This window comes from Micromonospora sp. IBSANI012 (assembly GCF_052814045.1).
In genome coordinates, this window is sequence record NZ_CP199933.1 from 6,024,372 (window position 1) to 6,045,358 (window position 20,987).

Genomic DNA, 20,987 nt, shown 5'->3' on the forward strand with positions numbered 1-20,987 from the left:
GCCCCGGCGCCCCCGGACCACCCGGTCCGGAGCAGCGCGGCCGGCCAACACCTTCGTCCGTCGGCGTACGCCGCCGCCGGTCGCTGGGAACCACCGCGGCCGACCGGCCGTGACCAGCGAGAGGGGGTGCCTGCGGTGGACAGTGACCTCTTCTCCCGTCGTCGGGCCGCACGTTTCGCCCAGCTTCTCGACGAGGCGAACGGCGGCCGGCGTCACCATGTCCGGTCCCGTGCCGACGACCGGCTCACCGCCCTGGTGGGGGTCGGTCAGCGACTCGTCGCCGCGCGGCCGGACGTCGAGGTCGACGCGGAGTTCCGCACCGGGCTCCGCGCCATGCTGGTGGCGACCGCGGAGCGGGAGGGCATGGGCGCGGCGACCGCGACCACACCCGCCCGCACGACCGAGCCGGCTTCGCGTGGCTCGCTGCTGGGCGCGGTGACCGCCCGCCAGATCCGCGCCCGGGGCGCCATCCTGGTCGGCATCGCCGCCGGCGCCGTCGCCGTGTCGGGCATCTCCGCCGCCAGCGAGGACGCGGTCCCCGGCGACGCGCTGTACGGCATGAAGCGCTCCACCGAACGCGCCCAGCTCGCCCTGGCCAGCTCCGACCTCAGCCGGGGCCAGCTCTTCCTCGACTTCGCCCGTACCCGGCTGGACGAGGCCGGCACGCTCCGCGGCGACCTGGCCGGGTTCAGCGCGGTGCTGGACGACATGGACACCGACACCCGCCAGGGCGTACGGCTGCTCACCACCACCGCCGCCCAGCGCTCCGACCCGGCCGGGCTGGACGCGGTGAACACCTTCGTGACCGGGCAGCGCAAGGCGGTCGGGGGCCTGCTCGACGGGGCCAGCCGCGCCGAGCGGGACCGGACCCGCCGTTCGCTGGCCCTGCTGGACGCGATCCGCAAGCGCTCCGACGGGCTGCGCGCCGCCATCGCCTGCGGCCTGCCCGCGCCGGTCGGCAGCGACGCGCTCGGCCCGGCCCCGGCGACCTGCCCGGGCGACCGCTGAGCAGAGCCGTTCACGCCACAGTTGCACCTTCGGACGGCCGCCCGTAACCGACCCCCGACTACGCTCAGGGGTGCAGCGGTCGTCGTACGGAGGGAGGTCGGATGGCCCGCACCCGCAAGGTCACGGTCAGCACCGACGTCCACGGGCACACCGCAGGCTGGGCCGACGCCGAGCTCGACCGGCCCGTCCCCGCTGAGCCGGACCCCACCGCCGCGGCCTTCTTCGACGTGGACAACACGATGATGCAGGGCGCCTCGATCTACTGGTTCGCCCGTGGGCTGGCCGCCCGCAAGTACTTCACCACCGGGGACCTGGCCCGGTTCGCCTGGCAGCAGGCCCGGTTCCGGCTGCTGGCCACCGAGAACGCCGTCGACATGTCGCAGGCCAAGGAGGCCGCCCTGGCCTTCATCGAGGGCTGGCGGGTGGACGAGATCGAGCGCCTCGCCGAGGAGATCTTCGACGAGCTGATGGCCCCGCGCATCTGGGCCGGTACCCGCCAGCTCGCGCAGCGGCACCTCGACGCCGGCGAGCGGGTGTGGCTGGTCAGTGCCGCCCCGGTGGAGATCGGCCGGGTGATCGCCACCCGGCTCGGCCTGACCGGTGCGGTCGGCACGGTGGCCGAGGTGGTCGACGGCGCGTACACCGGGCGGCTGGTCGGCGACCTGATGCACGGGCCGGCCAAGGCGGAGGCGGTCGCCCAGCTCGCCGCGGTCGAGGGGCTGGACCTGGCGCGCTGCGCCGCCTACAGCGACTCCGCCAACGACCTGCCGATGCTCACCGCCGTCGGGCGGGCGGTCGCGATCAACCCGGACGGGACGCTGCTGCGGCAGGCCCGCGAGCGTGGCTGGGAGGTGCGGGACTTCCGCACCGGGCGGCGGGCGGTCAAGATCGCCGTACCGTCGACCGCCGCGGCCGGGCTGCTCGCCGGCGCGGTCAGCGCCGGCCTGGCCCTGCACCGCCGCCGCCGCACCCCCTGACCCCCACCACGAAGCGCCCACCCCGACCCGCCCCACCACGAAGCGCGCACTTACAGAGAAAGCGTGGCTATCCGACGAGGAATAGCCACGCTTTCTCTGTAAGTGCGGGGTGAGTCAGGGGCCGAAGGGGTCGGGGCGGCGTTCCAGGAGTTTGTGCAGGGTCTGCTGGATCGTTTCGCGGACCTGGTCGGCGAGGTTGAACACGACCAGCGGGTCGTCGGCGGAGTCGGTGAGGTGCGCCGTCGGGATCGGCGGGCAGAACTCGATCAGCCACTTGCTGGGCAGCGGCACCATGCCCAGCGGCCCGAGCCACGGAAACGTCGGCGTGACCGGGAAGTACGGGAGCTTCAGCAGCCGGGCGAGCGGCTTGATGTCGGCGAGCATCGGGTAGATCTCCTCGCCGCCGACGATGGCGACCGGCACGATCGGGGTGCCGGTGCGCAGCGCCGCCGAGACGAAACCGCCCCGACCGAACCGTTGCAGCTTGTAACGGTCGGAGTAGAGCTTGCCGATGCCCTTGAAGCCCTCGGGGAAGACGCCGACCAGTTCACCGTTGCCGAGCAGCCGCTCCGCGTCCGGGTTGCAGGCGACCGTACCGCCGGTCTTGCGGGCGATCTCGGAGACCACCGGCATCCGGAACACCAGGTCGGCGCCGAGCAGCCGCAGGTAGCGGCGCGCCGGGTGCTGGTCGTGCAGGGCGGTGGAGAGGATCAGCGCGTCCAGGGCCACCGTGCCGGAGTGGTTGCCGACGACCAGGCCGGCGCCGTCGGCGGGCACGTTCTCCAGGCCGGTGACCTCGGTGCGGAACCAGTCCCGGTAGAGCAGGCGCAGCAGCGGGTGGAAGACGGAGTCGGTCAGGTCCGGGTCGAAGCCGAACTCGTCGACCTCGTACTCGCCGGAGAGCCGCCGGCGCAGGAAGGCCAGGCCGCCGGCGACCCTGCGGTCCCAGTGGTCTCCCGGCCGGTCCGGCACCGCCGCCCCGGCCAGCGCGTCCGCCGGGATCCGCCCGGCCTCGTCGCCGGGGGTGGACCGGTCCCGCGCCCCGGTCGCCGGCTCGTCGACCCGGGTGTTCAGCTCGTCGGTCCCGGTGCCAGGCTCGTCGGTCCCGGCGTCCGGGTGGTCGGTTCCGGCGTCCGGCTCGTCGCTGGTGGACGGGGTCGCACCCGCGCGGGCCGACGGCACGGGCTGGTCGGTGGCGGAGGTGTCCGGCTCGGCCAGGGCCGCCGGCTCCGGTGCGGCGGCGGCCGTGGTGCGCCGGTGCCCGTTGCTCCGCGCCGGCTGACCGTCCGGCCCGGCCACGGTCAGCGGTACGTCGTACCGGCCGTCGGGCCGCTCCTCGGACCGGCTCACGAGCGCTCCCGGACGGCCGACCGGACCTGGCGGATGCTCTCCAGCACCAGTTGTTCGGCGGTGGCCAGGCTGTCCCGGGTGAGCACCACGCCGCCGTGGTGGGCCCGGATGAAGTCGTCGAACGCGGCGGCGGTGGAGCGCGGGGTGAAGCCGTACTCCCGCTCCAGCCGGCTGGTGTCGACCACCCGGCCGTGCACGAAGAGGTCGACCTGGTCGAGGCCGTAGCGGCCGAAGCCGAGGTTGCGGGCGAGCGCGGCGGCCCCGGACAGGCCCGGCTCCAGCACCGGCACGGCGACCCGACCGGCCCGGCGGATCGCCTGGGAGAGCGAGAGCACCCCCGGCCCGGCGACGTTGTAGGTGCCCGGGTGCTCCTCGGCGATGGACCGGTGCAGCACCTCCAGGGCGTCGTCGAAGTGCACGAACTGCAACCGCGGGTCGCGCCCGAAGACGGTGGGCACCACCGGCTGGGAGAAGTAGCGGGTGAGCGTGGTGTCGGCGGTGGAGCCGATGAACGGCGCGAAGCGCAGCACGGTCGCGGTCACGTCGGGACGGCGGCGGCGGAAGCCGCGGACGTACCCCTCGATGTCGAGGATGTCGCGGCCGAAACCGCCGCGCGGCACCTCGCGCGGCTCGGTCTCCTCGGTGAAGACCGCCGGGTCGCGGAAGGACGCGCCGTACGCGGCCGTGGAGGAGCGGACCACCAGCTTGCGCAGCCGCGGCGCCCGCTGGCAGGCGGCGAGCAGCTGCATGGTGCCGATGACGTTCTGCTCCTTCATCGCCGCCCGGCCGCCGTGCTGGGGGTCGGGCGAGCTGACCAGGGCGAGGTGCACCACGGCGTCGACGTCCAGGTCGACGAGGAGCCCGCTGAGCGAGCCGAGGTCGAGCCGGACCCGCTCGACCCGGTCGAGCAGGTCGGTGAACTCGGGGCCGGGGGTGGCCGGGTCGACGCCGATCACCCGCTCGATGCGCGGGTCGGCGGCGAGCCGGGCGGCGACGTGCGCGCCGAGATAGCGGCCGACCCCGGTCACGACGACGACCCCCGGAGCACCTGAGGTGCCACCGGGGGTCATCTCGTACGCCCTGACCGGCAGACGGGACCGAGCCGGGACGTCCGCGGCCTGATCACCTGAGCCTCCGAGGGTCGACAGTTGGCAAGTGGTGCCGGAAGCCGGGCCGTGGCCCGGCCCCGGTCACTTGCCGAGACGGCGACGCTGGACGCGGGTCTTGCGCAGCAGCTTGCGGTGCTTCTTCTTAGCCATGCGCTTGCGGCGCTTCTTGACCACCGAGCCCATACGACAGCCTTTCAATGCAAACGTGCGGGGCGGACGAGTGGCGCCACGTTCGGTGGCGCCGGTGACCGCTTGCGGACAACGGACCGGACCAGCCTGGTGGCGTCGGGGCTCACCGGCGAGGGTCACGATCGGCTCCAGGGTAGCCGGAGCGCGTCAGCAGGACCAACGCGCCCCCGTCGATGCCCGTTACGTCGCAGTCGGCGCACCGCCCGGCGAGGGGTCAGGCGGTTTCCTGAAACGCGCCCCGGAGATAGTCGTGCACCGCGTGCTCCGGCACCCGGAACGACCGGCCGACCCGGACCGCGGTGAGCTCACCGCTGTGCACCAGGCGGTAGACCGTCATCTTGGACACCCGCATGACCGACGCCACCTCGGCGACGGTGAGGAACTTGACATCCGACAGCCGACCGTCGGACTGCGACCCGGCCATGGCTCACCCGACCCATCCCATGCCCGGCGCGTACCGAGCGACCGGAGCTTCCGTCCGGGCCGGCAACGCGCGTGTTACCAGTACGGTAGCGGGGCCGCTGTGACCGGCGCGATCCCTTCGTACAACTGATCATGCCCGGATCGCCGTTCACCCGACCGTGACCTGCCGTTTCGCCCCTGCCTGCGCTCAGCGTCCCGTTCCCGGGACCGGTGGCGGCACCGGCCCCGCGAGGCCCGCAACGGCGATGCGGGCGGGCTCATTCGGCGCGCAGCGCGACCACCGGGTCGAGCCGGCCGGCCCGCTGCGCCGGCACCACCCCGAAGACGATGCCCACCGCCGCCGACACCCCGAACGCCAGCGCCAGCGACCACCAGGTGATCGCGGCCGGGATCGGCGACAGGGCGTCCACCAGCAGCGCGGTGCCCACGCCGATCGCCATCCCGGTCAGCCCGCCGATCGCGGTGAGCAGCACCGCCTCTAGCAGGAACTGCACCCCGATGTCGCGGGGGCGCGCGCCGACGGCCTTGCGCAGGCCGATCTCCCGGGTCCGTTCGCGCACCGAGACCAGCATGATGTTGGAGACGCCCACCCCGCCGACGAGCAGCGAGATACCGGCGATGGCGGCGAGCACGCCGGTGAGCACCCCGAGGATGTCGCCGAGCACGCCGAGGATCTGCTGCTGGGTGACCGCGCTGAACTCGGTGTCCGGGTGCCGGCGGGACAGCTCGGCGACGATCCGGTCGCCCAGCTCGCCGATCCGCTCCCGGTCCGGGGCCTTGACCGCGATGCCGTCCACCCGCTGGGTGCCCCAGAGTCGCTGGGCCGCGGTGACCGGCACGTGCACCTCGTCGTCCCGGTCGACGCCGAGGCTCTGCCCGAGCGGCGCGAACACCCCGATCACCCGGAACCGGACGCCGGCGAGCGCGACCTGCTGGCCGAGCGGATCCCGGTCGGGAAAGAGCGCGCGGGCCACCGAGTCGCCGAGCACCGCCACCCGGCGGCTGGTGTCCACGTCGGCGCCGGTCAGGTAGCGACCCCGGGCGAGCGAGCGGGTGAAGACCGTCGGGGTGGTCTCCAGCACCCCCTGCACGGTGGTGAAGTCGGAGCGGTTGCCGGCCCGGGCCGTCGCGCCGGAGGCGATGGTGACCGCGACCCGGCTGGGATCGCCGACCACCCGGGCGACCGCGTCGACGTCGGAGAGGGTCAGCGGGGAGACCACCGGCGCGGTGCCCACGTCGATCCGGCCGGGTACCACCAGCAGCAGGTTGGAGCCGAGCCCCTCGACCTGCTGTTCGACCTTCTGCTTCGTACCGGTGCCGATGGCGACCAGCAGCACCACGGACGCCACGCCGATGATCACGCCGAGCATGGTCAGCGCGCTGCGCATCCGGTTGGCCCGCAGCGCGTCCAGCGCCACCCGCCACGCCTCGGCGAGCCTCACGACGCCCCGCCGGCCCGCTCGTCGCCCGCGCGGTCCGTCCCGACCGCGTCCACTCGGGAGGTCCCCCGGGCCGCAGCGTCCGCGCCGGATCCTGGTCCGGCCCCGGGGTCCGCGTCCGGTCCTGGCCGGTCGGCGGCGTCCACCTCGGAACCCGGTCCGGCCACTTCGGGGGTACGCGGGTCGGCCGCCGGATCGCGCGGAAGGCGTCCGGTGGCTCCGGTGGCGCCACCGGAGCCACCGGACGGGTGCCCCGGGCCGCTTCCGGACGCGGACCGGGGCTCCGCGCTGGGAGCGTCCACCAGTGTGTCAGGTGCCGTCACGGGCCCGGACGCCGGTCGATCATGAACGGTCGAGGCGGTGTCCGACACCACCACCCCGTCGCGCATCGCGATCCGCCGTCGGGCCCGGGCCGCCACCTCGTTGTCGTGGGTCACCATCACCAGCGCCACTCCGGACTCGGCGTTGAGCTGCTCCAGCAGGGCCAGCACCGCCTGGCCGGTCACCGTGTCCAGGTTGCCGGTCGGCTCGTCGGCGAGCAGCACCGTCGGGTCGGTGACCAACGCCCGGGCGATCGCCACCCGCTGCTGCTCACCGCCCGAGAGCTGGTTGGGACGGTGGTCCAGCCGGTGCCCCAGGCCGACCCGGCCGAGCATCGCGGCCGCCCGCTCGCGCCGCTGCCGGGCCCCGACGCCGCGGTAGACCAGCGGCAGCGCCACGTTGTCCACCGCCGACGTCCGCGGCAGCAGGTGGAACGCCTGGAAGACGAAGCCGATGGTCTCGTTGCGCAGCGTCGCCAGCTCCGGCGCGGAGAGAGCGCCGACGTCCCGGCCGCCAATCACCAGTCGACCGCCGGTGGGCTGGTCCAGCCCGCCGAGCAGGTGCATCAGGGTCGACTTGCCGGAGCCGGACGGCCCGACCACGGCCACGTAGTCCCCCGGCGCCACGGTCAGCGAGACGCCGCGCAGCGCCGGCACGGAGACACCGTCGAGCTGGTACGTCCGGGAGACGTCCACCGCCTCGATCGCCGCCGGACCGCTCACCGACACTCCCCCGTCGGCGCACTCGGCGCGCTCACCGGGTCACCTTCGTTCGCGACTGCGGGGCTCGCAGAGCCGGCTCACTCCTCGCGCTCACCGGACCTCCTGGCCGTCCTGGACCTGGTCGGCGCCGCGCACCACGACGCGGTCGCCGGCCTGCACCCCGTCGAGGATCTGCACCAGGTCCTGCCCCTGCACGCCCACCGTCACCGGCGCCCGGCCCGCCCGGCCGTCGCGAACCAGCCAGACGGCGTCCCGGCCGTCGGCGGAGAACACCGCCGAGGCGGGAACGGTGACCGCGTCGGCGGCCTCGCGTACCCGCAGGTGCACCACGGCGTTCATGCCGGGGCGGGGCGCCGGGGCGGCCTCGCCCTCGCCGAGCCGGCCCGCGCCGAGCGAGAGCCGCACCCGGTAGGTGACCCCGCCCCGGGCGGAGCTGGTGGGCAGCACGTCGACCGAGCGGACCGTGGCGTCGTAGCTGGCGCCGGTGACCGCGTCCAGTTCGACGTCGGCGACCAGGCCGGGGCGGACCAGCAGCACGTCGGTCTCGTCGACCTCGGCGAGCAGGCCGAGCGCGCCGGTGTCCACGATGGTCAGCACGGGCGTGCCGGCGGTGACCCGGCCGCCGGCGACCACCGCGTCGTCCACGCCCGGCGGCGGCCCGGCGCGGGACGGGGTGAGCGCCGACGGGTCGATCCCGGCGGGCACCTGCCCGCCGCCGAGGAGGGCGGACAGGTCGGTGCCGCCGCCGGCGGGAGGGCCGCCGGGCTGCACGACTCCCCCGATCGGGGCGCGCAGGGTCAGCGCGTCGACGGTCGCCTTCGCCAGGTCGTACGCCTGCCGGGCCTGGAGCCGTTGCGCGGCCGACAGCGCGCCGACCGCCGAGTTGAGTCCGGCGACGCCCCGCTGCACCGAGCGGACGGCCTGGTCGGCGGTGCGCGCCGCGGCGGCGTACTGCTGCTGGGCGGAGGTCACCTGGGCTAGCAGCGCGTCCCGAACCTTCTGGTCGGCGATCTTCCCGGCGGCGTCCCGGGCGGCGTCGAACGCCTCGTCGGCGGCCTTGTCGGTGCCGCGACGGCGGGTGCCCAGGTCGCCCACGCCGACGCCCCGGCCGGCCCGTTCGGCGGCCCGCAGGGCGTCGCGGGCTTGACGGAGGCGCTCCTGGGCGGACGGGGAGCTGATCACGGCGAGCACCTGACCACGCCTGACCCGCTGGCCGGGCTGAACCCGCAGACTGCTGACGGTGCCGTCGGCGGGTGCGGTGAGGGTGGCCGCGGCGCGGGCGGTCACGGTGGCCGGAGCGTCGATCACCTCGGCGACGGCGGCCCGGCTGGCCGGGGCCAGCGCGACGGTGGACTCGTCGTCCCCGCAGGAGGCGGCGGTGGTGCCGGTGAGGACGACGACGGCGAGCAGGGCGGTGAGCAGGCGGGGCCGCGTGGCTACGGGGGGCCGCGGCGAATCGGGGCGGCGCACGGGCCAACCTTAGCCCGGCGTCGATACGACGCCGAGCGGCGCGACCGGCCTACCGGGCGGACCGCGTCCACCTGGCGACGAGTCGGTCCGCTGTCATCGGACGGTCGCCCGGACGTAGGCGACGCACTCGTCGTGCAGGGCGGTCCACGGGTCGCCGAGGACCTGCTCGGACGCGTCGTCCAGCGACCGCCGGTCGTGCACCACGGCCCGGAAGAAGTCGAGCACCTGCCGCTCGCCGTACCGGTCGACGAGGTGGCGGACGGCCAGGTAGCCGACGCCGTAGCTGCCGCCGACCCGGTCGGCCGGGGCGGCGTCGGCCGGGGTCAGGGCGTCCAGCCGGCCGTTCCACCCGCCGGCGACGAGCTGCCCGGCCTCGTCCAGCCCCTCGTAGCGGCTCACCGGTGCCCCGTCGGCACCGGCGTACTCGGCCAGCCCCTCCACCAGCCACCAGGTCTGCTTGCCCGGGTAGCCCCGCGCCGGCAGCGAGGCGGCGTGGGTCAGCTCGTGCCGCAGCAGCTCACCGGTGGCGGTGGCGGTCAGCCCGTCGGCGTTGAGCACCACCTCGTGGTGGCCGCCGCCGATGGTGACCGCGTACCCGGCGGTCCACTTCGGTCGGCCGCCGCCGTACCAGCGTCGCCACTCGGGGCCGCCGGCGTAGAAGATCCGGTAGCGGTCCGGCGGTGGGCCGGCGACCGCGTACCGGTCGGCGACCGTCGCCGCGGACTCGGCCTCGGCGAGCAGGCCGGGCAGCTTCCCGCGAAACGCCGGGGTGGTGGCCACCATGGTGCGCGGGCCGACGGCGACGACCAGGTCGCTGACCTCCCAGGGTCGGACCCCGGCCTGCGCGGAGCGGGACTCCTCGACGGCGACCAGCAGCGGCGCGCCGCCGGTCTCCCGCCAGCGGGTGCCGATCAGGACCGGGCTGGGCGCGCAGTCCGGCACGAGAAAGCAGTACCGGAAGGTGACCAGTTGCCGCCACTGCCCCGCCTGCCCGGCGACCGGGGTGGGCAGCCCGGACGGCTCGGCCCGCCACACCGTCACCCGGAGCGCGCGCAGTGCGGCGAAGCGGCGGCCCAGGTCGGCGCGGGCGGCGGGGTCCGCTACGGCGAGGAAGCCGCGCCGGTCCCCGCCGAGCAGGGCGCTGGCCTGCCGGGCGAGCTGGGCGGAGAGCTGGTCGCCCACCCGGCGGGCGGCCGCCGTGGCCGGGTCTGGCGTGCGGGTGGCGGGGCGGTCCACCGTGGCGCGCTCGGCGGTGCGGTCGACCAGGCCGGCCAGCAGCGCCGCCGGCACCCCGCAGCCCACCAGCGCCAGCACCACCGCGACCGCCGCCCAGAGCGGCCAGCGGCGGCGTGAACGCGGCTCGCCCACCCCGGCGGTCGGGCGCGGCTGGTCGATCCCGCTGGTCGGGCGCGGCTCGTCCACTCCGTCGGTCGGGCGCGGCTCGTCGACCCGGCCGGCCGGGCGGGGGTCGTCGACCCCGTCGACCGGGCGCGGCCCGCCGCCGTCGGCCGGGCGCGGCTCGTCGACCCCGTCGACCGGGCGCGGCCCGCCGCCATCGGCCGCGCGCAGTTCGTCCATCCCGTCGGCCCGGCGTGACTCTTCGACCGGGCACGGCTCGTCCATCCGGTCGGCTCGGCGTGGCTCGTCCACCCGGTCCGTTGGGTGCGGCTGATCCACCCGGCCAGTCGGGCGCGACTCGTCGCCGGCAACCGGGCGCGACTCGTCCCCGTCAGTAAGGCGCGACTCGTCCACCCCGTCGGTGAGGCGCGGCTCGTCATGCCCGTCGGTCACCGGCGAAGGGTACGACCAATCGGGGCGATCCGGCCAGAGCCGCCCGCGCGCCGGCAGCATGCCGGCGGGCCTGCACACGCGGCACGAACCTCCTGCCGCAGGACGGTGGCCTGCACGGACGGTGACCGGGGCGGCGTCGGAAGGGGGTGGCTACTCGCCTATCGAGCTGATGACGTGAACGACTCACGGAACGCCCGACCCCGGTGGCGGTGGCGACAGACGTCGTCTCTGCGTCTGGCAGAGACGGGCCGTCGCCCGGCCGGCCTCGGGACGACAGCCACACGCGCGTCAGGGGTGGCCCGAATCGTCTACGACATCAGATCGAAAGGGCGCGACCACTGCAGGTGGGGTGCCGTGGACGGGCCGCCCACGGGAGCCACCACCAGCGGTCCCGTCAGCGGTTCACCCCGGCAGGCGCCGGGATCGGGCCCACCAGCAGCCACCACCGGGAGGGAGGACCACGGGCTACCCGGGCGGCCCGAGCAGGCGACCGGGGCCGGTCAGGCCGGGTGACCGCCGTGGCTGAGCAGCGCCCGGTCCACGGCCCAGAGGGCGACCAGACCCACCGCCAGCAACGGGTGGCCGGCGAGGGCGAGCAGCACGCCGGCGGCGAGGAAGCAGGCAGCCTGGACGGCGTACTTGGCCGGCGGGGCGAGCCGGACCCGGGCCCGGGGCGAGCAGAAGACGCCCCAGACCAGCGCGATCAGCAGCGGCGCGCCGAGCCCGGCGAGCAGCCGGACGGCCAGGCCCGCGTCGAGGGTGAAGCCCCACCAGCCGGCGGCCACGAGCATCGCCACCTCCACCAGGAAGGCGATCGTCAGCAGCACGAGCCTCATCAGGACCTCCAGTCCCGGTACGCGGTGTCCAACGCGGCCACCAGCTGGTCGAAGGACCGGTCGATGCCTCGGGGCAGGCCGAAGCCACCGGCCGCCTCCAGGGTGACGAAGCCGTGCACGGCGCTGCGGAACAGGCGTGCGGCGTCGACCGCGGCGTCACCGGTCAGGCCGTAGCCGCGCAGGATCGCGTAGACGGTGTCGAGGGCCCGCCGGCCGGCGGCGACGTGCTCGGGGTCGGCCGGGTCGGGCACCCGCTGCGCCGCCGGGTAGCGGCCGGGGTGCCGGCGGGCGTAGTCGCGCCAGGCGGTGGCGACCGCCCGCAGCGCGTCCGCCCCGGCGCGCCCGGCGGCGGCCGAGGTCATCGCGTCGGCGAGTTCGTCGACGGCCAGCGCGGCCAGCTTCTGGCTCAACGCGTCGGCACCCTTGACGTGCTTGTAGAGGCTGGGCAGCGCGACGCCGAGCCGGCCGGCGAGCGCGGCCAGGGTCAGCCGCTCGTAACCGACCTCGTCGGCGAGGCGGGCCGCCTCGCGGACCACCGTCGACGGGGTGAGCCCGGCCCTAGGCACGCGTGGTCACCGCCAGGAACTCGACGAGCTGGGCAGCGGTGGCCGCCGGCTGGTCGGCGTGCGGGTAGTGGCCGGAATCGGCGATCATGCGGGCTTCGGCGGTGACGAAGAGGCGGCGGGCGGCGCGCGCCTCGCCCCCCGGATCGGCGAAGTCGGGATCCTTCGCGCCCATCAGCACCAGCACCGGCTGCCGCACGTCGGCCGCCCGGGCCGTCCAGTGCCAGGCGACCGGCGCGACCACACCGCGGACCGCCGCCATCCGGCCGCGCAGGCCGGCGACCAGCTCCTTGCGGTACGCGGCGTCGTCGGCGGGCCGGCCACAGGGGAAGAGCGTCCGGTGGAACATGCCGAACAGCCGGGGACTGCGCAGCACCGCCGCCTGGGCGACCCGCATCGCCGGGTTGGGCCTGGGCTGGGCGACGAACGCGCCGATCTGCACGATGCCGTTGACCAGCTCGGGCGCGTCCCCGGCGGCGAAGACGACGGCCGCCGCGCTGGACGAGCTGCCGACCAGGGTGGCCGGGCCGCCGAGGGTACGCACCACGGCCAGCAGGTCCGAGCCGACCTCGGCCGGGGCGTACGACGGCCAGTGGGCGCTGGAGTCGCCGTGCCCCCGGACGTCCACCGAGGCCACCCGGTAGCCGGCCGCGACGAGCAGCGGGATCAGGTGGCGGAAGGATCGCCGGTTCTCCCCCATGCCGTGCGCGAGGACCACCAGGGGTCCCTCGCCGTGCACCTCGTACGCGATGGTGCCGCCGTCCCGCTCCACCTGGCTAATGCTCATAGCTTTAAAGCTAAGTGCATTAGCCTAATCTGTCAACGGCGGACTTGACCTGAAGTCCGGTACAGCTCCGATGATCACCGCATGACGTCGACGGGAAGCCTGGCACCTGGAGCTGGTCGGCGGGGAGCACCTAGTGGTCGAGCCGCGCCCGACAGAGGAGGACCTGTTCGTGCTCTACCTGGACGGGCCGGTCGAGGCGGACCTGGTCACGAGACTGGAACGGGCCGGCGGGACGAGAGTCTCCGCCGGCCCGTACTGGGACCGCTGGGGGGTGACGGTGGCCGATCCGGACGGCTACCGGCTGGTGCTGAGCACCCGGGGCTGGTCGAACGCCTGAGTCACTTCTTGGAGACCAGGGCCCGGCCGAAGAACACCAGGTTCGCGGGGCGCTCGGCGAGCCGGCGCATCAGGTAGCCGTACCAGTCCTCGCCGTAGGGCAGGTAGGTCCGCACGGTGTAGCCCTCGCCGACCAGCCGGGCCTGCTCCTCCGGCCGGATGCCGTACAGCATCTGGAACTCGAAGCGGTCCGGGCCGCGGTCGAACCAGCGGGCCCGGTCCTCGCCGATGGCGATCAGGCGCGGGTCGTGGGTGGCCAGCATCGGGTAGCCGTCCCCGGACATGAGCACGTTCAGGCAGCGGACGTAGGACTTGTCCACCTCACGGGCCGACTGGTACGCCACCGACTCCGGCTCCTTGTACGCGCCCTTGCAGAGCCGTACCCGGGACCCGGCGCCGGCCAGCTCGCGGCAGTCCGACTCGGTCCGCCGCAGGTACGCCTGGAGCACCGCACCGGTCGACGGGAAGTCCTTGCGCAGGTTGGCCAGCACGCTCAGGGTCGAGTCGGTGGTGGTGTGGTCCTCCATGTCGAGGGTGACCGTGGTGCCCACCTCGTCGGCCGCCAGGCAGATCGCCCGGGCGTTGTCGTACGCCAGCTGCTCGTCGAACTTCTGGCCCAGGGCGGAGAGCTTCACGCTGACCTCGGCGGGCGGGGTGAGCCCAGCGGCGGAGAGCAGCTTCAGCAGCTTGAGGTACTCGTCGCGGGTGGCGTTGGCCTGCTCGGGAGTGACGGTGTCCTCGCCGAGGTTGTCGATGGTGACCGCGAGGCCGTCGGCGACGAGTTCGCGGGTCGCGCGCAACGCGTCGTCGGTGCCGGCGCCGGCGACGAACCGGCGGACGACGTCCCGGGTGAACGGGGCCGTCGCGATGAGCCGCTCGACCTGGGATGACCGGGAGGCGGCGAGGATGACGGAACGGAGCATGAGCCGAGCGTAACGCCCGTGCACCGCGCTTCGTCGGGGGGCGGCCGAGCCGCCGCGACGCCCCGTGACAGTCGTCCCAATGGCATCACGAGCACCGTCCGGGGGGCGACGGAAGTGGCGTCGATCAGCTACAACGATGCCGTGGATGGACACCCCCGCCGCCGGCTCCGGTCGGCCTCCGTGCAGCTGGGCGCGCTCACCGCCCTGGCGCTCGCCCTCTCCGGCTGCAACATGACCTCCGACGACGATGATGACGACGACTGCGCCCTGGGTCCGGCCGGCGGCGGGGACACGGTCGCGCTGGCGATGCGGGTACCGGCGGTCACCACCGGCACCGCCGCCGCCGAGCCCCGGCCGGTCGCCGCGGCCCTGCCCGAGCGCGGCGGCTTCGGCACCCACCTCGCCTCCTGCGGCGGCTGAGGTGCGGCGCGAGGCGGCCACCCCCCGCCCGGACTGGGACGCCACCATCCGCGAGCAGGGCCTGGTGTACGTCGACACCGAGCTGCCCGACGGCGGGACCATGTCGTACTGGGACGAGACGGCGGCGTACGCCTTCGACCTGACCGAGGTGCTGCGGCTGGAGGAGGCCACCGAGGAGCTGCACCGGATGTCGGTGGCCGCGGCCGAGCACGTCGTCGCCCGCGGCCGGTACGCCGAGTTCGGCATCCCGGCCTGGGCCGCCGAGGCGGTCGCCCGGTCGCTGCGCGAGCGGCCGCCGACCCTCTACGGCCGCTTCGACCTCGCCTACGACGGCAGTTGGCCGCCGAAGCTGCTGGAGTACAACGCCGACACCCCCACCGCACTGGTCGAGGCGAGCATCATCCAGTGGTACTGGCTGGAGCAGACGCACCCGGACGCCGACCAGTGGAACAGCCTGCACGAGCGGCTGGTGGGCGCCTGGGCCAAGATCGGCGCCGGCCTGCACGACCGACGGGTGCACGTGACCTGGTCGAACGAGGAGGAGTCGGGCGAGGACCAGATCACCGCCGGGTACCTGGCGGAGACCGCCCGCCAGGCCGGACTGGACGTCACGCTGCTGCCGATCCAGCACGTCGGCTGGGACGGCCGGCGCTTCGTCGACGCCGACGACCGACCGCTGACGACCTGCTTCAAGCTCTACCCGTGGGAGTGGATGCTCGCCGAGCCGTACGGGCCGGCGGCGCTGGAGCCGGGCACCCCGACCACCTGGATCGAGCCGGCCTGGAAGCTGCTGCTGTCCAACAAGGCGCTGCTCGCCGTGCTCTGGGAGCTGTACCCGGGGCACGAGTACCTGCTGCCGGCGTACCTGGACTCGCCGCGCGGAATGCCGGAGTACGTGGCGAAGCCGCTGCTCGGCCGGGAGGGCGCCTCGGTGCGGATCGTCACCGGCGACGCCGAGATCACCAATCCGGGCGACTACGGCGACGAGGGCTTCTGCTACCAGGAGTTCAGGGCGCTGCCGGACTTCGCCGGCAACCGTACGGTGCTGGGGAGCTGGATCGTCGACGGCGAGTCGGCCGGCGTCGGCGTGCGGGAGAGCGAGAGCCTCATCACGGACGGTTACGCGCGGTTCCTGCCGCACTACATCGACGCGCCGCGCGCCCCGTGAGTCGTCTACCGTTGGTGTCGTGAACTTCGACGCGTACGCCCGGACCGGCGTTGACCTCGTCAACGCCCGCCTGGACGACCTCGACGACCTGCGGGCCCTCTTCCCGGACGACAACGCGTGGATGCGCGACGAGGTCGCCGAACGGGACCTGGCGATTTTCCGGCGGGCGCAGAAGCGCCTGCGCGACGTGTTCGAGTTCGGCACCTCCGGGCGGGACGTCCAGGCGGTGGCCGAGCTGAACGCCCTGCTGGAGGCGTTCCCCGTGCAGCCGCGGATCTCCGGCCACGACTCCAGCGACTGGCACATGCACGTGACCAGCCGGGGCGCGTCGGTCAGCGCGGAGTACCTGGCCGGCGCGGTCTGGGGGCTGTCGGTCTGGCTCTGCGAGTACGGCAGCGCCCGGTTCGGGGTCTGCGCGGACGAGCGCTGCGGCAACGTCTACCTGGACACCTCGTCCAACTGCTGCCGCCGGTTCTGCTCGGAGCGCTGCGCGACCCGCTCCCACGTGGCCGCCCACCGCGCCCGCAAGCGCGCCGCGGTCGGCGAGCAGCAGCTCCCCGTCCCCACCCAGGCCGACTCCCTCACCCCCGTCCCCTGACCCACCCGACCACCCGGCCGCGTGGCCACGCGGCCGCGCAGTCGATCATGAAGTTGTTGCCCCGACACGCCGAGGCGGCGGGCGACAACTTCATGATCGACGGGGAGAAGCCCGGGGCCGGGAGCCGGTCAGGCGTCTACCGGGGAGGGGGCGGTGAGGTGGGCGCGGGCGAAGGCGAGGGCCTCGCGGAGGTCGGCCTCGCGGTCGGCGCGGCTCTTCGCGCCCCGGGTGGTGACCTCGACGGCCACCGAGCCGGTGAAGCCCCGGCCGGCCAGTGAGCGCAGCAGCTCCGCGCAGGGCTGGCTGCCGCGCCCGGGCACCAGGTGCTCGTCGCGCCCCTCGCCGGTGCCGTCGCCGAGGTGCACGTGTGCCAGCCGGTCGCCCATCCGGTCGGCCATCGCCAGCGAGTCGGTGTGCGAGGCGGCGCAGTGCGACAGGTCGAGGGTGTACGAGGCGTACCCGGCCTCGGTCGGATCCCAGCCCGGCACGTACGGCACGAACTGCCGGCCGGCCATCCGCACCGGGTACATGTTCTCCACCGGGAAGCGCAGGTCCGGGTACTCGCCGGCGATCGCGTCGAGCCCCTCGGCGAAGTTGCGGGCGTAGTCCCGCTGCCAGGTGAACGGCGGGTGCACCACCACGACCGGCGCGCCCAGGGTGGCGGCCATCTCGGCCGAGCGGCGCAGCCGCTCCCAGGGGTCGGGGCTCCACACCCGCTGGGTCACCAGCAGGCACGGCGCGTGCACCGACAGGACCGGCACGCCGTAGTGCTCGGAGAGGCCGCGCAGCGCACCGACGTCCTGGCTGACGGCGTCGGTCCAGACCATCACCTCGACGCCGTCGTAGCCGAGCGCCGCGGCGAGTTGGAACGCCGCCGCGGTCCGCTCAGGGAAGACCGAGGAACTGGACAGGAGCACGGGGACGCGGGAAGTCACGCCCCTCAGGGTAGCCCGACCGGTCACCACGCTTCAGGACGAGCGGCGTCAAATGACGCAGAACGACCGACGCGGATCACATCGGCTCCAGCTGATCCAACCGGCGGAGGATGACGCCCTCGCGCAGCGCCCACGGGCAGATGTCCAGCGACGGGACGTCCAAACGACGCATCACCGCCTCGGCCACCACCGCACCGCCGAGCAGCTGGTGGGCCCGACCCGTGCTGACCCCCTCCAGCTCGGCCAGCTGGGCCGGCGGGATGTGCCGGATGAAGCCGAGCACCTGCTGCAGGCCGGTGCGGGTGAGACTGCGCCGGGCCCAGAGCCCGGCCCCGGACGGCGCCGCGCCAGCCAGCCGGGCCAGCATCCGGAAGGTCTTGGAGGTGGCGACGGGGCGCTCCCAGCCCACCCCGGCGAGCTTCTCCACCACCGGGTCGAGCAGCCCGTCGACGTACTCCCGCAGCTCCTCCACGGCCTCGGCGGACGGCGGCACCTGCCCGGCCGGGTCCACCCGCAGCCGCTCCCGACTCAACCGCCCGGCCCCGAGCGGCAGGGAGACCGCGACGTCCGGGTCCTCGTCGATGCCGGCCGCCAGCTCCAGCGAGCCGCCGCCGATGTCCATCACCAGCAGCCGCCCCGCCGACCAGCCGAACCACCGCCGCACCGCCAGGAAGGTCATCCGCGCCTCGTCGGCGCCGGAGAGCACCTCCAGCCGTACGCCGGTCTCGTCGCGGACCCGGGCCAGCACCTCGGCGGCGTTGGTGGCGTCGCGCACCGCGGAGGTGGCGAAGGCGAGCAGGTCGTCGGCGGCCAGCCCGGCGGCGGCGGTACGCGCCATGCCGACCGCCTTGACCAGCCCGTCGGCGCCCTCCTCGGTCAACGCCCCGTCCGGGCCGATCTGCTCGGCCAGCCGGAGCACCACCTTCTCCGAGTGCGCCGGCCAGGGGTGCGCCCCGTGGTGGGCGTCGACCACCAGCAGGTGCACCGTGTTGGAACCGACGTCGAGGACACCCAGTCGCATGCTGTCGACCCTAGGGCCAACACGTTTCCGCGGCTCGCCGGCCGGCCCCGGTCACCCCGCGTACGCTGGTCCGGGTGACGAGCCAGGTGGAACTGCACGTACTGGTGGACGACCCGGACGACCCGCGCAGCCGTGAGGTGGAGCTGGACTTCCCCCGCGAGTGGATCGAGTTCGTCGACCCGGCCGACGAGCGGCACCTCGTCCGCGCCGACCTGACCTGGCTGTTGTCCCGCTGGACGTGCATCTTCGGCAAGGGCTGCCACGGCATCATCGCCGGCCGGGCCACCGACGGCTGCTGCTCGCACGGCGCGTTCTTCACCGACGGCGACGACGAGAAGCGGGTCCGGGCGGCGGTCAAGCGACTCACCCCGCAGACCTGGCAGCACTTCCGCAGGGGCGTCAAGAACTGGACCGCGGAGGACACGATCGACGGCAAGAACCCGGCCCGGCGCACCGCCACCCGGGACGTGGACGCGCCGTGCGTGTTCCTCAACGACGCGGACTTCCCCGGCGGTGGCGGCTGCGCCCTGCACGGTCAGGCGCTGCGCGACGGGGTGCACCCGCTGGAATACAAGCCGGACGTCTGCTGGCAGCTGCCGATCCGCCGCGAGCAGGACTGGACCAAGCGACCCGACAACACCAAGGTGCTGGTCTCCACGCTGACCGAGTTCGACCGGCGGGGCTGGGGCGCGGGCGGGCACGACCTGGACTGGTGGTGCACCTCGTCCACCGACGCCCACGTCGGCACCGAGCCGATGTACGTCTCGTACGGCCCGGAGCTGACCGCGCTGATCGGCGCGCCCGCGTATTCGAAGCTGGCGGACTTGTGCGGGGCGCGGCTGCGCCAGGGCCAGGTCGCCCCGCACCCGGCCAGCGAAGGCTGACCGCCGAAGCTACTCCCGCGCGTCGGCCGGCAGGACGACCACCCCGTCGTCGTCGCTGTGCACCTCGGCTCCCGGCGTGAAGACGCAGTTGCCGAACGACACCGGCACGTCCCGCTCGCCGGCTCCCGCCTTCGCGCTCTTGCGCGGATTGGCGCCGAGCGCCTTGATGCCGATCGGCAGGGCGGCCAGCGCGGTGACGTCCCGGACCGCGCCGTTGATCACCACCCCCGCCCACCCGTTCGCTGCCGCGGTGCCGGCGATCAGGTCGCCCATCAGGGCGGTGTGCACCGATCCGCCGCCGTCCACGACCAGCACCCGGCCCTCCCCCGGCTCGGCGACGATCGACTTGAGCAGGGCGTTGTCCTCGAAGCAGCGCACCGTGACGGCCGGCCCGGCGAAGGCGCGGGCGGCGCCGAACTGGCGTAGCTGGGTGTCGCACGAGCCGAGCACGTCGCCGTACCGGTCGTAGAGGTCGGCGGTCGGAGTCAGCATGGTTCTTCCCTCTCTGGTCGGGGTGTCGGATCGGGGGGCGGGCCCTGGTGCAGTCCGGTCGCGGCGACGGCCGCGCCGGCCAGGCCGGCGGCGGTGCAGGCGAGCACGCCCGCCGCCCCGGCGCCGGCGGCGAGCGCGCCGGCGGCGCTCGGGATGACGACCTGGCCGAGCCGGTTGCCGGTGAGGCGCAGGGACATCGCCCGGCCGCGCAACCCGGGCGGGGCGGACTCGGCCAGGAACGACATGGTCAGCGGTTGCCCGGCGCCCAGGCCCAGCCCGGAGACCGTGACCACCACCGCCATCGCCCAGAGCGGCAGGGGCGGCAGCAGCAGCCCGACACCGGCGGCGGAGAGGGCGACGGTGCCGACCAGCAGCCGGCGCCGGCCGACGGCGGCGACCAGCCGGCCCAGCAGCAGCCGCGAGGCCATCGACGCGACCGCCCGCAACCCCAGCAGTACGCCGATCGAGCCGGCGGCGATGCCCCGCTCGGCACCGAGGGCGGGCAGGTAGACCAGGGTGATGTCGACCGCCGCCAGGACGACGCAGCTGACCGCGAGGGCGCGCACCAGTCCGGGCTGGCGGAGCAGGCCGGCCAGTCCGCCGGCGGCCGGTCCCGCCGCCTGCCGGTGGTGCGCCGAGGGGCGGAGGAACGCGGCGGCGACCAGCAGTGGCAGGGTGAGCGCGGTGGCGCCGAGGAAGATCGCCCCGGTGTCCGGGATCGGGCGGTCCCCGCCGAAGACCACGATCAGGCCGGGTCCCAACGCCTGGCCGAGCGAGGCGGCGAAGGTGTAGTAGCCGAAGGCCGCGTCGTACCGGTCCGCCGGGGTGCGGTTGGCGACCAGCGCCTGCTGGCCCACCACCGCGCAGAGGTGGCCGGTGCCGAGCACCATGCTGGCCACGACCAGGCCGGCGACCGAGTCGGCGAAGAGCACGAAGCAGGCGCCGGCGGCGGCGAGCAGGCCCGACCCGGCCAGCACGATGCGGCGCTCGCCGAACCGGTCGACCGCGTGGCCGGAGGGGACCGCCAGCACCAGCGGCACGACGGCGAAGCTGGCCCCGAGCACGCCGAGCCAGGCCGCCGGCACGTCCAGGTCCAGGGCCTGGTACGCGGACGCCGGGCGGAGCATGAAGGTGACCGCCTGCACCACGATGGTGTGCGCGAGCAGCAGGCCCGTCTGGGTACGCACGGGGACCCCGGTCAGCCCGGGATCCCCGTGCGCGACGC

Annotated in this window: 21 protein-coding genes and 2 pseudogenes; 7 read left to right on the plus strand and 16 right to left on the minus strand. The window is 74.7% G+C overall.

The annotated features are described in order from the left end of the window. Nucleotides 1-135 precede the first annotated feature (135 nt). Complete coding sequence (locus ACTWM8_RS27860; RefSeq protein ID WP_446211531.1) at nt 136-1,008, plus strand: DUF5667 domain-containing protein; 873 nt, start codon at nt 136-138, stop codon at nt 1,006-1,008. Nucleotides 1,009-1,109: 101 nt separating this feature from the next. Further along, nucleotides 1,110-1,985 (plus strand): HAD family hydrolase, encoded by an 876-nt coding sequence (locus ACTWM8_RS27865; RefSeq protein WP_446211532.1) that lies wholly within the window; start codon nt 1,110-1,112, stop codon nt 1,983-1,985. A 114-nt stretch (nt 1,986-2,099) separates the two neighbouring features. Here the strand turns inward: ACTWM8_RS27865 and ACTWM8_RS27870 are convergent, their stop codons facing one another. From ACTWM8_RS27870 to ACTWM8_RS27920, 11 genes and pseudogenes are all read right to left on the minus strand, one after another. Beyond that, a complete protein-coding gene (locus ACTWM8_RS27870; RefSeq protein ID WP_446214701.1) occupies nt 2,100-2,972 on the minus strand; it encodes a lysophospholipid acyltransferase family protein in 873 nt (290 codons plus the stop codon). Nucleotides 2,973-3,331: 359 nt separating this feature from the next. Further along, nucleotides 3,332-4,405: an NAD-dependent epimerase/dehydratase family protein gene (locus ACTWM8_RS27875; RefSeq protein WP_377605797.1), complete on the minus strand. Its 1,074-nt coding sequence runs from the start codon at nt 4,403-4,405 to the stop codon at nt 3,332-3,334. Between the two features lie 120 nt (nt 4,406-4,525). Next, nucleotides 4,526-4,753, minus strand: coding sequence for a 30S ribosomal protein bS22 (locus tag ACTWM8_RS27880; RefSeq protein WP_446211533.1), 228 nt, complete (start codon nt 4,751-4,753; stop codon nt 4,526-4,528). Nucleotides 4,754-4,847: 94 nt separating this feature from the next. Continuing rightward, nucleotides 4,848-5,057: a helix-turn-helix domain-containing protein gene (locus ACTWM8_RS27885; protein WP_088960133.1), complete on the minus strand. Its 210-nt coding sequence runs from the start codon at nt 5,055-5,057 to the stop codon at nt 4,848-4,850. Between the two features lie 256 nt (nt 5,058-5,313). After that, complete coding sequence (locus tag ACTWM8_RS27890) at nt 5,314-6,498, minus strand: ABC transporter permease (RefSeq protein ID WP_446211534.1); 1,185 nt, start codon at nt 6,496-6,498, stop codon at nt 5,314-5,316. Between the two features lie 203 nt (nt 6,499-6,701). Beyond that, nucleotides 6,702-7,538, minus strand: a pseudogene (locus ACTWM8_RS27895) (ABC transporter ATP-binding protein); the annotation flags it as partial. A gap of 90 nt (nt 7,539-7,628) precedes the next feature. Then, the gene (locus ACTWM8_RS27900) at nt 7,629-9,008 is read right to left on the minus strand and encodes an efflux RND transporter periplasmic adaptor subunit (RefSeq protein WP_446211535.1); all 1,380 of its coding nucleotides are present in this window, start codon (nt 9,006-9,008) and stop codon (nt 7,629-7,631) included. Nucleotides 9,009-9,101: 93 nt separating this feature from the next. Further along, nucleotides 9,102-10,799 carry a hypothetical protein gene (locus ACTWM8_RS27905; protein WP_446211536.1) on the minus strand — a complete coding sequence of 566 codons (1,698 nt, stop codon included), beginning with the start codon at nt 10,797-10,799 and terminating at the stop codon, nt 9,102-9,104. Nucleotides 10,800-11,299: 500 nt separating this feature from the next. After that, nucleotides 11,300-11,635: a YrdB family protein gene (locus ACTWM8_RS27910; protein WP_446211537.1), complete on the minus strand. Its 336-nt coding sequence runs from the start codon at nt 11,633-11,635 to the stop codon at nt 11,300-11,302. Then, nucleotides 11,635-12,201 carry a TetR/AcrR family transcriptional regulator gene (locus tag ACTWM8_RS27915; RefSeq protein WP_446211538.1) on the minus strand — a complete coding sequence of 189 codons (567 nt, stop codon included), beginning with the start codon at nt 12,199-12,201 and terminating at the stop codon, nt 11,635-11,637. Before ACTWM8_RS27915 ends, ACTWM8_RS27910 begins: the two co-directional genes overlap by 1 nt. Next, entirely contained in the window at nt 12,194-12,985 is a 792-nt protein-coding gene (locus ACTWM8_RS27920) for an alpha/beta fold hydrolase (RefSeq protein ID WP_446211539.1), read from the minus strand. The genes ACTWM8_RS27915 and ACTWM8_RS27920 overlap by 8 nt, the downstream gene beginning before the upstream one ends. Before the next feature lie 88 nt (nt 12,986-13,073). Between ACTWM8_RS27920 and ACTWM8_RS27925 the strand changes: the two are divergent. Next, nucleotides 13,074-13,322, plus strand: a pseudogene (locus tag ACTWM8_RS27925) (VOC family protein); the annotation flags it as partial. A 1-nt stretch (nt 13,323) separates the two neighbouring features. Here ACTWM8_RS27925 and ACTWM8_RS27930 read toward each other — a convergent pair. Next, complete coding sequence (locus tag ACTWM8_RS27930) at nt 13,324-14,244, minus strand: proline dehydrogenase family protein (protein WP_446211540.1); 921 nt, start codon at nt 14,242-14,244, stop codon at nt 13,324-13,326. Nucleotides 14,245-14,385: 141 nt separating this feature from the next. Between ACTWM8_RS27930 and ACTWM8_RS27935 the strand changes: the two genes are divergently transcribed. From ACTWM8_RS27935 to ACTWM8_RS27945, 3 genes are read left to right on the plus strand one after another with little or no spacing between them, the layout of a single operon-like run. Then, on the plus strand, nt 14,386-14,664 hold the full coding sequence (locus tag ACTWM8_RS27935) for a hypothetical protein (RefSeq protein ID WP_446211541.1): 279 nt from the start codon (nt 14,386-14,388) through the stop codon (nt 14,662-14,664). Between the two features lies 1 nt (nt 14,665). After that, nucleotides 14,666-15,832: a glutathionylspermidine synthase family protein gene (locus ACTWM8_RS27940; protein WP_446211542.1), complete on the plus strand. Its 1,167-nt coding sequence runs from the start codon at nt 14,666-14,668 to the stop codon at nt 15,830-15,832. 19 nt (nt 15,833-15,851) lie between these two features. After that, a complete protein-coding gene (locus tag ACTWM8_RS27945) occupies nt 15,852-16,430 on the plus strand; it encodes a CGNR zinc finger domain-containing protein (RefSeq protein WP_179801997.1) in 579 nt (192 codons plus the stop codon). A gap of 128 nt (nt 16,431-16,558) precedes the next feature. Here ACTWM8_RS27945 and ACTWM8_RS27950 read toward each other — a convergent pair whose 3' ends face one another. Both ACTWM8_RS27950 and ACTWM8_RS27955 read right to left on the minus strand, forming a co-directional pair. Then, complete coding sequence (locus tag ACTWM8_RS27950; RefSeq protein ID WP_377605773.1) at nt 16,559-17,365, minus strand: sugar phosphate isomerase/epimerase family protein; 807 nt, start codon at nt 17,363-17,365, stop codon at nt 16,559-16,561. Nucleotides 17,366-17,441: 76 nt separating this feature from the next. Then, nucleotides 17,442-18,386, minus strand: a complete 945-nt coding sequence (locus tag ACTWM8_RS27955; RefSeq protein WP_446211543.1) for a Ppx/GppA phosphatase family protein — start codon at nt 18,384-18,386, stop codon at nt 17,442-17,444. Nucleotides 18,387-18,460: 74 nt separating this feature from the next. Here ACTWM8_RS27955 and ACTWM8_RS27960 point away from each other — a divergent pair, with 74 nt between their 5' ends. After that, entirely contained in the window at nt 18,461-19,270 is an 810-nt protein-coding gene (locus tag ACTWM8_RS27960) for a hypothetical protein (RefSeq protein WP_446211544.1), read from the plus strand. Nucleotides 19,271-19,279: 9 nt separating this feature from the next. On the opposite strand, the gene rraA is transcribed toward ACTWM8_RS27960, so the two are convergent. Continuing rightward, entirely contained in the window at nt 19,280-19,762 is a 483-nt protein-coding gene (rraA, locus tag ACTWM8_RS27965; protein ID WP_154941680.1) for a ribonuclease E activity regulator RraA, read from the minus strand. Beyond that, complete coding sequence (locus ACTWM8_RS27970) at nt 19,756-20,949, minus strand: MFS transporter (protein WP_446211545.1); 1,194 nt, start codon at nt 20,947-20,949, stop codon at nt 19,756-19,758. Before ACTWM8_RS27970 ends, rraA begins: the two co-directional genes overlap by 7 nt. Nucleotides 20,950-20,987 lie beyond the last annotated feature (38 nt).

Excerpts from the sequence above, each read along its gene's own strand:
- ACTWM8_RS27865 (WP_446211532.1), top strand. The coding sequence starts at position 1,110 with ATGGCCCGCACCCGCAAGGTCACGGTCAGCACCGACGTCCACGGGCAC.
- ACTWM8_RS27875 (WP_377605797.1), bottom strand. The coding sequence starts at position 4,405 with ATGACCCCCGGTGGCACCTCAGGTGCTCCGGGGGTCGTCGTCGTGACC.
- ACTWM8_RS27885 (WP_088960133.1), bottom strand. The coding sequence starts at position 5,057 with ATGGCCGGGTCGCAGTCCGACGGTCGGCTGTCGGATGTCAAGTTCCTC.
- ACTWM8_RS27910 (WP_446211537.1), bottom strand. The coding sequence starts at position 11,635 with ATGAGGCTCGTGCTGCTGACGATCGCCTTCCTGGTGGAGGTGGCGATG.
- ACTWM8_RS27920 (WP_446211539.1), bottom strand. The coding sequence starts at position 12,985 with ATGAGCATTAGCCAGGTGGAGCGGGACGGCGGCACCATCGCGTACGAG.
- ACTWM8_RS27930 (WP_446211540.1), bottom strand. The coding sequence starts at position 14,244 with ATGCTCCGTTCCGTCATCCTCGCCGCCTCCCGGTCATCCCAGGTCGAG.
- ACTWM8_RS27955 (WP_446211543.1), bottom strand. The coding sequence starts at position 18,386 with ATGCGACTGGGTGTCCTCGACGTCGGTTCCAACACGGTGCACCTGCTG.
- rraA (WP_154941680.1), bottom strand. The coding sequence starts at position 19,762 with ATGCTGACTCCGACCGCCGACCTCTACGACCGGTACGGCGACGTGCTC.